General features: G+C 67.6%; 9 protein-coding genes and 1 pseudogene. 5 read left to right on the top strand and 5 right to left on the bottom strand.

All coding sequences use genetic code 11. The features are described 5' to 3' along the window. From ACZ4AA_RS34705 to ACZ4AA_RS34685, 5 genes and pseudogenes are all read left to right on the top strand, one after another. Nucleotides 1-196 (top strand): annotated as a pseudogene (locus ACZ4AA_RS34705) (IS701 family transposase); the annotation flags it as partial. A 161-nt stretch (nucleotides 197-357) separates the two neighbouring features. Then, nucleotides 358-528 (top strand): hypothetical protein, encoded by a 171-nt coding sequence (locus ACZ4AA_RS34700; RefSeq protein ID WP_467611491.1) that lies wholly within the window; start codon nucleotides 358-360, stop codon nucleotides 526-528. Continuing rightward, on the top strand, nucleotides 525-692 hold the full coding sequence (locus ACZ4AA_RS34695; RefSeq protein ID WP_467611489.1) for a hypothetical protein: 168 nt from the start codon (nucleotides 525-527) through the stop codon (nucleotides 690-692). Before ACZ4AA_RS34700 ends, ACZ4AA_RS34695 begins: the two co-directional genes overlap by 4 nt. Then, nucleotides 689-970 carry a hypothetical protein gene (locus ACZ4AA_RS34690; protein ID WP_467611487.1) on the top strand — a complete coding sequence of 94 codons (282 nt, stop codon included), beginning with the start codon at nucleotides 689-691 and terminating at the stop codon, nucleotides 968-970. Before ACZ4AA_RS34695 ends, ACZ4AA_RS34690 begins: the two co-directional genes overlap by 4 nt. A gap of 64 nt (nucleotides 971-1034) precedes the next feature. Beyond that, a complete protein-coding gene (locus tag ACZ4AA_RS34685) occupies nucleotides 1035-1454 on the top strand; it encodes a trypco2 family protein (RefSeq protein WP_467611485.1) in 420 nt (139 codons plus the stop codon). Here the strand turns inward: ACZ4AA_RS34685 and ACZ4AA_RS34680 are convergent. The 5 genes from ACZ4AA_RS34680 to ACZ4AA_RS34660 all read right to left on the bottom strand — a co-directional run bounded on the left by ACZ4AA_RS34680 (nucleotide 1420) and on the right by ACZ4AA_RS34660 (nucleotide 10002). Next, the gene (locus ACZ4AA_RS34680) at nucleotides 1420-1728 is read right to left on the bottom strand and encodes a hypothetical protein (protein ID WP_467611483.1); all 309 of its coding nucleotides are present in this window, start codon (nucleotides 1726-1728) and stop codon (nucleotides 1420-1422) included. The genes ACZ4AA_RS34685 and ACZ4AA_RS34680 overlap by 35 nt on opposite strands. Before the next feature lie 739 nt (nucleotides 1729-2467). Further along, nucleotides 2468-4015 carry an AbiJ-related protein gene (locus ACZ4AA_RS34675; protein WP_467611481.1) on the bottom strand — a complete coding sequence of 516 codons (1548 nt, stop codon included), beginning with the start codon at nucleotides 4013-4015 and terminating at the stop codon, nucleotides 2468-2470. 229 nt (nucleotides 4016-4244) lie between these two features. Then, a complete protein-coding gene (locus ACZ4AA_RS34670) occupies nucleotides 4245-7760 on the bottom strand; it encodes a DEAD/DEAH box helicase (protein WP_467611479.1) in 3516 nt (1171 codons plus the stop codon). Next, nucleotides 7745-8662 (bottom strand): hypothetical protein, encoded by a 918-nt coding sequence (locus tag ACZ4AA_RS34665; RefSeq protein WP_467611477.1) that lies wholly within the window; start codon nucleotides 8660-8662, stop codon nucleotides 7745-7747. Before ACZ4AA_RS34665 ends, ACZ4AA_RS34670 begins: the two co-directional genes overlap by 16 nt. 383 nt (nucleotides 8663-9045) lie before the next feature. Then, nucleotides 9046-10002 (bottom strand): helix-turn-helix domain-containing protein, encoded by a 957-nt coding sequence (locus ACZ4AA_RS34660; protein WP_467611475.1) that lies wholly within the window; start codon nucleotides 10000-10002, stop codon nucleotides 9046-9048. Between the last annotated feature and the right edge of the window lie 1397 nt (nucleotides 10003-11399).

Raw genomic sequence — 11399 nt, 5'->3', positions numbered from 1 at the left:
CGAGCACGACTACCGCGAACTCAAACACGGCCTCGGCCTGGACCACTTCGAAGGACGCTCCTGGACGGGCTGGCACCACCACGTCACCCTGGTCACCGCCGCCCATGCATTCCTCACCGAACAGCGACTGGCCCCAAAAGCCGATACGGCGGACTCACCCTCTACCAGACCCTCGATGCCCTCCAGGACCTGCTGAACTGCTGGACCGGCACATGCACCACCTGCCACCAGCCCCTCCCTGCCAGAACACGTTCGACACCAAGAGCGAGACAGACCTAACGGAGTCCTACTAGGGACGTCTTCGACATGACCCGGCGCCAGTACGCGGAGCGTGGAGGGTCAGGGAGGGAGCGTCTGATGGAGCAGCTGTTCAGCGTCCATGCATTCTCCAACAAGCCGGAGTACGCCCCGACTCGGGGCGGCGTCCACCTCGTCTCGGACCTCACCGGGACCCAGGTGGAGGACCTGAAGGCCCGGGAGACCGAGGAGAACCCGGACCGCTGGTTGCGAGTGGAGGCCCAGGGATGAGCGCGCGATGCCCCGAATGCATGGAGCCGGCCCAGGAGTCCCCGGCCGTCGACATCGCCCCGTGCTGGGGCGACCCGCCCGCCTGGTCCCACGAAGACGGCTCGGCCCTGCGCCCGGTCGTCGGCGCCAACGGGTACGAGCCCGCTCAGCCGGAGTTCTCGTGAAGGGCCTCGTCATGATCGCCCCGGAGGCCCCGGGCGGTAGGCGGCCAGTGAACTACGGCCTGGTGATCGAGGGCCGGAAGGTCCGCTCCACGGCCGTGCAGAGGTTCATCGACCGACTCGCCAAGGAGCGGATCAGGGCGACCGAGGAGGAGGCGCTGATGAGCGCTTGGGTGCGGCGGGAGCTGGCCACGGCGCCGAAGCGCACGGTCCTCCAGGAGCAGATGCTCCGGCGGGTGAAGGGCGACTTGGTCAAGATCGCCCGCTCTGTCACCCGATAGTGGGGAACCGCAGGGAGACGAAGGTGCGTCGTGCTCCGCAGCATCTTCGGCGAGAGGACCTTCGGTGACCCGCACCAATCTGCCTGCCGCGATCCGCACGCTTTACGCGGACCTGCACGAGGCTATGACGACGATCCCGCTCAAGAGCGGGCTCAACTTCCGATACAACTCGGTGGAAGTCGAACTGGCTGTTGAGGTCGGGGAGTCCAAAGAAGCTGGGGCTGAGGCGTCGATCTGGGTCGTCAAGGGCAACGGCAAGCGAGCAGCGGACGAGCGCTCGATCCACACCGTTCGCATCAACCTGACGCCAGTGGCGGAACCTGGCAGTCCACTACAGAGCAACCCGCTTGCCTTCGTGTCCGCTTGCGAGACGACCGCTCCGCTGCACATGGCAACTCACGCAGACGAGTTGTTGACACTGCAGATTCTGGCTGAGGGAGCCTCTTCCGTCATTTCCAACGAACCTCAATCCGACCAGGGTTGAAAAGGTTGTACAGCCTGGTCGCGGAGTGGATGATGATCTCCTCGGTCAGGCCCCGGGACACCGCCTGCTTCCGGGCCACCGAGTAGTCCTCCCACGCCTCCCACAGGTCTTCCACGTCCACATCCAGGACGTTGGCCTTCACGGACAGCTTCGCCAACTCCTGCTGGACCTTGGCCATGCGCCCCTTGATGCGCCGGATCGAGTTCATGATCTCCCGAACCGAACGGTCGCCCTCGTCCAACTCCGTCTCGTGCTCGGCGAGTCGGATCTCCATCTTCTTCAGCTTCTCTTCGAGAGCCAGCCGGGGGTCGTTGGGGTCCTCGCCCCCTCACCTTCGCCTGCCTGCTCTGCCTCGCCGACCGGGAAGAAGGAGCCCAGTTCTGGTGGCACTACGCCGCAGGCGCTGGCAGCACCACCGCCGCCCTCAGCCTCCACCTGCTCCAAGGCGACATGCGCGACGCCCATTTACTGGGCCGCTCAGATCCACTGTCTCAACCACCTGAACTGGAGCACCTACACCCCAGTCCCCCACCAAGCAGACGGCAGCGACGCCCCTCCCCCCGTCAGGTCCCGCCGTCCGCGATGACGCCGTCAGGGGCAACATCGACGAACTACAAGCCCCCACAACGGGTTCCTGGGCCCTGCCCCCTCCCATTCCCGACCTCGCTGACCACACTGGGACGAACTCGTCGCCGCATGACGCGAAGTCCGTGCCTCAGTCTCGCTGCACTCATCCGAGCACCGACGACAGCAGTCAAGCAGCATCCGGTCGTCGCACCGTACGTTGCCGTAGCGGTGAGGAGGCGGCGTACTCACCCCTGCCGGTGCCCGATCCCGTGGGAGAGCGGGTCATGGTGGGGAAGCGGCGCCGGGCTGCGGGGGATGGCACAGCGGGCAGGGCGGGCACGGGTGGGCCGGATAGCGCACCTCGTGGGCTCCGGCTCCCCCTTCCGGAGCACCCTGCAACCAGACCTTGCTGAGCTGTCGCCACTGGGAGCGGTCGGTGCTCCAGCTCACCGGCCGTTCCAGGCCGAGGGCGTCGATGAGAAGGCCGCGGTGTACGTCGAAGGCGGATTTGACCAGTGACGCGTAGGTGAGGGCGGCGTGTACGGCGCCGCGGTAGGTGATCCACCCCAGGAGCAGCGCTCCGCCGCAGCACGTCGCCGCGGCCCACCACGGCAGGAAGGCGGTGGCGAGGGCTCCGCCGGCTCCGGCGAAGAGCACGGTCGTCCGTCCTGGCCGGTCAGCAGCTGAGCCAGCTGGGCCTGGTCGCCGGCCACGAGCTGGAAGGAGTCGCCGGGTGTGCAAAGGCCGGTGCAGCCCTGGAGGAAATTGATGACCTTCCAGAAGTTCTCGTGGACGTCTCCGACGTCGACGAGCGCCTTCACGGCCCGGGTGGTCCCGGTCTCGGGCACTGTCTGCGTCGCGGAGACCTCCCCGGCCTTCCTTTTGTCCTTCTTCCAGAGCTTGATCCTCGGCGTGAAGGTGTCGCCCTTCTTGATGATGGTGATGCTGCACAAGGTCGCTACCTGCGGCCGGTCGTCGAGGACGAAGTCGGTGATCATCCGGCGTGCGCGGGTGTCATACAGATAGTGGAACCCGCTGCCGTCCTGCGAACCACGGATCTCCAGGTCGGTGAAGTCCCTGGCGGTGACATCGAACTCGGTGCTGGAGAAGGGCAGTCGCAAGCCTCGAATGATGGGCGTCGCGGGTGCAGCGGCCTGGGTGCGCCAGTCCGGTGGGATGGTGGGCAGCGGCCGGGTATCGCCTTCGACCACAAGGTCCTGGACGTCGATGCGCCCGAGCGGAGTGAGCACGGACTGCAAGGTTCGCCAGAGCACGTCCTTCGCCGCCGGGGTGCAGGCGGGCAGGAGTTCGCGTTCCACCGTCAGGACCGCCTCGTAGGTGGCCTCCGTCCAACGTTCACCCGGGGTGGGGTGGTAGATGCCGCCGTCGGGGCGCAGGGTCAGGACAGCTGTGCGCAGCAGGTCGCGTGCGCTCTCCTCGCCGGCGCAGTCCAGGAGGCTGTAAGCCTGTCCGAGGACCAGGTCGAGTTTGCCGGTGTCGTCGTCGTTCAGCGGCAACGGGATCAACGGACCCGTGGGCGGAACCCGGACCGGCGTGTAGATGGGGCGGCCCGAGAGGAAGTCGTAAGAACGCAGGCCCCATCCGTCCGGTGCCAGCAGCCGGTTCAGCTCCTCGACCTGCCTCATCGCCTCCTCGACACCGGCCGCAACCTCGGGATGGACGGTTCGCGCCAGGAACGCGAGCAGCACCTCGTCCGGCCCCTCGCACAGCTCCAGCCGAGAGTCCTCGAAAATCCAGTCGTCATCCAGGTCGTAGTTGTTCAACCGGTGCTGCTGGATATCGGCACGGACCGTCGGAATCCGGCTGTCGGACGAAGGCCGGTCCAGATCGTAGAGGCCCTCCAGGAACGCGACCTCGTCCAGCCTCCCCCACCACGGGCTCGATATCCCGCGCAGGTAGCCGAAGACGTCGTGCCGGGTCACCGCAGTGATCGACGGCTGCACATGTACCGGGGAAGAGTCGCTGGACGCCATACGCCCAGAATGAAGCGCAGAGCAGCCACATACCGGCCGATCAGAACTTTCCATCTCCCGGCAGAGGCAGAAGAAGATCGCCTCCGTCGTCTTAGCAACGAGCTCCCGGCTCCTGCCGGGTCCGGGTCCGGTCGGCCGCCAGTGGAGCTTCTACCGCCCTGCTTAGGACCCGGGACAGTAGGTCATCGGGAGGCTTGTAGCCGCCCGGTACCGGCCAACCCTCGGTGCCCTACAGGCTGGTCATGGCCAAGGTGGTGACCAGTTGCCCGGCCTCAAGGCGGTGACTGAGGTCGAGTCCGCTTTCGATCATGGTGAGGACGGCATGATGCCGGGCAGCAGGGATAGCGGCGATCTGGCTTCCGTCGCGGTTGACCCTGATGATCGCTGGCTTCTTGCCTGGGTGAGTCAGGGTGACCGGCCCATCTCCGATGCCCGGGCCTACCCGTGCAAGAGGGATGGTCACCGGACGGCCTCGCAGCAGTTCGTTGAGCGGGTTGGCCGGGTTGCTCACGTAGTCGAGGAGGTCCTCAACCTCGTACGTGTTGGCCTTGTACGCGGTGATCCAGCCGTCGATCTGCTGATCGGCGAGCCAGGTGCGAAGCTCGCCGGAACTGATGCGAGCATCTGCCGCGGCGCGGCCGATCTGGTGGGCCAGACGGCGGGAGGTGATGCCGGAGGTGAGCAGGGTGATCGCCTGCTCGGTATCGACGCCATGCCGGATGTGCCAGGCCGTGTGTGCGAACAGGCGGGGCGTGGTGGAGGTCAGCAGGGGGTGGGTATTGACGAGGTTGACCAAGGCGCCGGCTGTCCAGCTGATCGCGTGCTCGAAGGCCTTGCTGATGCTGTGCACGGCCAGCTCCAGTGGGTGGGGATCGGACGGCGAGCTGTCAGGCATCCAGGTGCGGGCCAGGTCCGGGATGGAGGTGCCGGAGATCCAGTCCCGGATCGCGCCGCTGATCGGCACCTCGGGGGTGAAGCCCCCGTTGAACGTGCCGGTGAACTTCCAGCACCCGGCGGTCTCGGGCAGCCTTAGAAGGCTCTCGAAGACGTTGTGCTCGGCTAGGAAGCTCAGGGTTTGCTCCAGCGGCCATTCGGGCGGCCCGAAGAAGACGCTGATCTCGTCCAGGGTGTCTGCGGGGACCGCTTGGGCGACCAGTTGCTCCGCGAGGTGCTGGGCGATGCTGTCGAGAAGGCGCGCGGATCCGATGCTGGTGCCGGTGCTGGCCCAACGACGTGCGGAGCCGGGGTCGGTGGTGTCGTAGACAGTGGCGACCTTCTCCGCGAGCGCCATCCAGCGGGCCGGGACCGACTCGTCGTCGGCCTGTTCCATCGCGAGCAGCGATCGCACCGGGCCCAGCCGGTCGCTGGGTGCCTGGAGGGTCTCGGCGTGGGTCTGCAGGACGAGCCACACGAACGCGGCGAAGTCGGCCGCGATAGTCCCCAACACGCCGAACAGGTTGTCGAGGGAGTGCTGCAGGTCCCATTCAGCAAGGGCCAGGGCCCGCAGCGCTTCCTCGCTGAGCAGTTCGGAGGTGACGGTGAGCTGCTCGCTGTCGGGGGTGAGTGTCTCGAACTCCGCTGGCCGGGGCGGGTAGGGGCGGGTGAGGATGACCCACCCCTCGCTCTCACGCCCCGCCCGGCCTGCCCGGCCGATGGCGTTCAGCAGCTCCGCAGGACTGAGGCTGCGCTGATTCTCGCGGGTCGGATCTCCCTTGACCGTGTGACTGACGATGACAGTGCGTACCGGAAGGTTGACGCCGTCGGTGAGGGTGGTGGTGCTGGCGATGGCCAGCAGGTCCCCGTCGCGAAGCCCCTGTTCGACGGCGTGGAGAACGTCATCGGGAAGGTCACCGTGGTGGAAGGCAACGCCGTGGCGGGTGCAGTCGACCAGGGGGTGCTGCTCGCCGAGGGTCTCGGCCAGGAACTCGGTGAGCGCCGCCGCCTCGGGGCGGACATCCAACTGCTTGGCCATGGCGTGCGCGGCGTTCCTGGCGATGACTTTGCTGGCGACGACCATCAGGACGCTGCCCGCACGGGTCAGGGCAGCGGCGCCGGCGGCAAACACCCCGTAGTCCGGGATGCCACCGGTCAGCTTGGTGTCCTTGTTCCACTGCCAGGCGTTGGGGGAGGCGTACGCCCTGGTGCCAACGCCGGGGATGGTAAGGCCGAAGGTTCCGCTGGTGGCGGTCGGGCGGACGTCGAGCTGGGAAGCAACCGGCACAGTGGCCCGGGTGGTGGAGGAATGCTTCTTGCTCGGCTTGCGCGGGGTGCGCTCGGCCTGGTCCTTGAGCAGCTGCGGGTACATGAGGCCGTGCAGCCGCCGGGGGCCGCGCCAGTCGTCGGTGAAGTACACCTCCTCCGCCGGCCGCGTCGGGTCCAGCCACGAAGCCAGGGCGGCCCGGTTGCCGACAGCGGCGGACAGCAGCACCAGCCGGATGTCGGGGCGCGTTCGCAGGAGGGCGAGTAGGCTCTCCAGCACGAAGCCGCGCCGTCCTTGCGTGAGGTGGTGGGCCTCGTCGACGACGATGAGGCTGACGTCGTCCAGCGCTCCGCCGGGGTTGTTGCGGATCATGTGCATGAGCCGTTCCGGGGTCACGACGTCCACGTCCCCGACGAGGGACCCGCTGCCGTCGGTGAGCGGGAAGTCCGGCTGCTCGGCGACCAGCTTGCGTTCCATCAGCCGCAGCCGGCCGCGCAGCGCGGCCCGCATCTCCCGGCCGAGGCTGCGCATCGGCGACACGTAGACCACGCGGCCGGGCCGCTGCGCCAGATGGGAGCAGATGACCAGCTGGGCCATCAGCGTCTTGCCCGCGCTGGTGGGCACGCTGATCAGGCTCCGGCCGGTGTCGGGGGCGACCGGGTTGCCCCGCTCCAGGCTCAGCAGCTGGCGCTGCGGGCGCCAGAGGGTCATCACCGGCGGGTGGGACACCGTAAAGGTCCGGGCAACCGCGTCCGGCGTCCCTTCCGGGAGCAGCGTGTACAGGCTGCTGGCGGCCATCTCGTCGCTCAGGCCGAGTAGGTGGGCTGCGACCCATCGGGCGGTCGGGTCACTGCGGCCGGCGCGCCCGTCCAGCACGGTGCCCAGCAGGTTCTGTGCGTCGTGTAGACGGTCCAGATCGCCGAACGAGAGGAACAGGCGGAGGAGGTGGACCGCTTCGACGACGGCTTCGGCAGGGCCGTACATGGTGCCCGCCAGCGGTTCGTCGTCCATCAGCGTGCGCAACTCCGCGAACTGGCGGCGCCAGGCGGACAGGGCCCGGTTCAGGTCTGGCCGGTCGAATGCCAGGAACACGACGCCGGCCTCCAGGGCCAGGGTGTCGAGGTGCGCCGGAAGCGAGGAGGTGAAGTTCACCAGGTTCTTGACCTGGCGGTAGACGGCGGTGGCGTTGGGCTCTTGCTCGCATCTGCGGTACCCGGCCTGGGCGGCGAAGGCGATCCTCAGCCGCTCGGTCGGGGAGTGTCGCTCGTCGGCCAGCGCCAGGTCCATCACGTGCGCGCTGACCGCGAGGGCCTGCCGGATCCGCATCGGGTCGAACCCTGGCGTCTCGGGCTCGACCGCGGCCAGTCCGTGCAGGAGCCACGCCGTCGCCAGCACGTCGTCCGGGATTTGCTGGTCCCTGCCGAAGGCGGCGATCTCCAACTCGGTGATGGCCGCCAGCAGTTCCTGCGCCGAGGGCAGGACACCGCCGGGGCGGTGCTCGCCGAGGGCGGTCGCGAGGATAGCTGGATCTAGAGTGCGGTCCACACGTACTTCCTCACCTCATGGGCGAAGCCCTCGAGATCGTCGATCGCCACCACCAGGCCCTGCAGCGCGCCGGGGTGCTTGTGGGTGGTGAAGTGCTCGTGAGCGAGGTGGAAGGCCTTCTTCGGGATCGCCGTGGCGTTCAGCGCGACGCTGACGCCGCCACCGGCCGACTCCTCCTCATCGACCCATTGCTCGGTCAGACTGCCCACGAACTCCCGGGTATCGTCGGCGAGCAGTTTGTCGCCCCAGGAGAGCATTCCCAGGTAGGTCGCCCCTTTGGTGCTGAGTTGCGTCCAGCCCTTGCGGATCGCCCCATCCGGCAGGTTCTCCTTCCCGGTGTACTTCTTCATCTCCCACAGGCGGAAGGAGAAGCCCCGGGCTGTTCCGTTTTCCCGGTAGACGACGAGTCCGTCGCCGCCTCCGTCGTTGACGGCGGCCTTCGGCGGTCCGATGAGCTCGACGGCGCGCGCTGGATCCTCGGGCAGGTCGCGGGTCAGGAGGTACCAGAGCCACTCGCCCACGTACCCGGCGAGCCCGTGGTTGCCTTTCTTCTTCGCGGCTGCCGCTGCGAAGACGGGCTCCGCGAAGGCCTTCACCAGGACGTGATCCCTCCCGGTCAGTTTCGCCCCGCTCAAGGTGGCCTCGCGCCATTTTCCGTAGGTTTGTGGACGCCCGCCGGTGCGTTCCCGCATGATCTCGTCGGCGATGATCCACCCGGCGGCCGCCCGGTCCTCGGGGCTGCCGCTGAGAGTCACGACGAGTTCCCAGCGGCACGTCTGGTCGTCTCCTCGGGGCTCCCGTCGTACCAGGTCGGCCACCCGCCCACCGACCGCCGTCGCTCGAGCCAGCGCCTGCACGGGCGAAACGTCAGCCACCCGAACCCCCTGCTCGTCCCAGACCACCCGCACCGAACGGGGTGGGTGCAGGGGGCCGAGGCGGCCCTCGGCAAGATCACCCTATCGAGCGGTCCACGCTGGTCCTCGAAAAGGCCCAAGGCGCGACGCCACCTCACTACTCATCCGCGGTCGCCCTTGGACCTCGGTCCACGTGCCGTCCCGGCCACCGCTAGCAGCCGCATCAGGCGACACCAAACCTCGGGCACCAGGATGTCATCGACAAGGATCACTGCTTCCTGGAGCTGATGGGCCACGGCATCGAGATCGTAGGCAGCACAGCGGCGATGCGGCCCGCTTGCACCCCGAGCACCGTGTCCGCACCGTTCTTGCGAACGGTGCGGACACGGTAGCCGTCCTGGCCAGCAGTCAGGGCAGCCGCCGCTGTAGTGCTAGCGGATCTGGATGACTACGAACGCTGTGGTGACGAGGATGCACGCTGTAATGGCGAGCATCATCCGCATCTGGTAGCGGTATACGGCGGCATAGTCGGGTTCGCCTACGGTGGCGATCAGGGGTGGAGGGGTGGTGCGGTGGCGGATGTCTGAGATCTTGATGCGCGTCACCGTGTAGTGCCAGATCAGCGTCCGTTCCTGCTCGATGCCGCAGGCTTGCAGGAAGATGTTCAGCCACTCGGTCGTGGGCAGTTCGCGTCCGTTGAGGACGCTGGCGAAGGTCGCGCCGGATATGCGGTAGATGGGCGTGCTGCGCCGTTCGAGATCTCCTATGGTCAGACCTTTATCTGCCACGAGTTGGCGCATCACGGTCAGGACGTCGGTGGGGGTGGTGCACAGAGCCAGTGCGGTGTGTACGTGGTCGACGGTCAGGTTGCTCACCCGGCGGATCTCGTCGGGAAGGCGGGCGTCCAGTTGCAGGTGGGCATCCATGAACTGCTGGATCAGCGGCAGTAGTCCGTCGGGCTGCGTGGGCATGGTGGTCTGCGGGTCGACAACGGCCTTGCGCAGCGCGGTGGGAAGGCGCGGCTGGTGGGGTTCGGGGCGTTCCTCGATGGCTGCTGTGTCCGTGCTGGCGGTCTCGGCTGCGTGGAGCTTCGTTTTGCTTGCCGCTTCCTCGGTCGCGGCGCGGGCTTGTGCGTTGTGGTGGAGCCGGAGCCAGATGGTGAGGTCACCAGTCTCGCCGCAGCCGCGTACGAAAGACTCCACGACTTCCCACTTGGGTACGACCTTGCCGGACGCCGCGGTGGACAGGGCGGCTGCGGAGTAGTGGGACTTGGTGGAGAGTTGTTTGAAGGTGAGGCCGCTGGAGCGGCGTAGTGCCCTCAGGTTACGGGCGAGGTCCGCTACTTCCAGGGGCGCCGTTGCCGGGATGTCCTTCTCAGGGCGCGACATGGCTGCCTCCCCGCTGCTGTGCCTGGGCGCCCCGGGTGCGGCGGACGAAGCGCTGTGCGCCGCGTTGGAGCTGGCGATGGCGCGGGTGAATCGGTGCGTTGCCCCTGCGTGCCGCGCGCTGTGAGGGGATGGGGGTGTCGGGTCCTTGGCAGCAGCGCGCATAGCTGTGTGCGGCGGGCCGGCGGCGGTGGGCAGGAGACGGCTGGGGCAGAGGGGTGGCCGCGCCCGGTGGGGCGGTCCGCACGGTGTGGGGGCTTCGTACTTGGAGCGGATCGAGCCGGGCGCGGCCTTCGTCGGCCCGAGGGGTGTGCCCGTGAGAAAGCTCGCCCGGACGGGCCGGCTGGCGGCGGTTGTTGCGGGCGTCCAGGAGCTGGAGCAGTACGTCGCCCACTGCGCCGGAGACGATCGTGCCCAGCAACACGCTTGTCACGGGATCGGCGACAGCCGCGTGGACGGCGAGGCCGACTGCGGCTCCTGCGCCGTTGGCTGTGAAGGCTGCAGCGACCAGCCATCGTCTTTTCGTACGGTCTTGCGAAGGCATCTCTACTCCCGGCTGTGGGGGCTCGTCTGAGTCCCTGTAGGTATCCGTGCGCGGGTCGCCGGCTCGGGGCGACCTGTGCATCCGCCCGCTCCGGAAGTTCCGGAGCGGGCGGGTGAGCGGCCTGAGTGCTCGTTGCGTATTCAGTTAGAGACGGACGTGGCTCGGGACCGGGAGGAGGAGCGCCAACTCCCCGACTCCCGCTGGTGACCCGTGGGTCACTGGAGCTTCAGTGCGTGCGGGACAAGTCTGCCGTATGCGCCGGACAGCGGGTACCTGCCGCATGCGGCAGTGGCGTTGGCCGAAGGCCGCTGGAACAACTCACGGAAGCGACACGCTGGGCTTAACGCAGCGTGAAGAATGCCGATCTGATAGAGCGACAGGATGTCGGACAGCATCGCACATTCATGCGGTTCGTCCGCTTTGGTGCCTGTTGTTAGCGCGATCGGGTGCAAAGACAACACTTCGCGAACAACCCCCGCCAGGGATGTCCACGCAGGTCAGCAATATGATTCGGTTGTTGAGGTTGTTCAGCCGTGCCGCACGACCCCGCTCAACGGGTCCCCATCCCTTCCGCGGCACGCCACCATAGGGCTGCGGCCAGCGCCAACTGCGCCGCATGGAGGAGACATCTCAAGGCCTGAGTGCTCCTGAAGGCCCCCCGCTCCGGCGGGGGGCCTTAAACGCCACCCGCCCCTCACGGGACCTCCACAAGCAGGCCGCCGGCCCTGATTTGTGAACAACGACCGCCGGGACGGTTCACCGCGCGAACCATCTGTGACCGATGTCACTTGCTGCGCACGCTTCGTGGCCACCAAATGTGACCGATCGTGGCAACATCCGTTCGAATCTGCGGTGC

The organism is Streptomyces sp. NPDC024698 (assembly GCF_055559015.1).
The sequence above is the reverse complement of the archived record's forward strand: the minus strand, read 5'-3'. Positions and strand labels throughout refer to the sequence as shown.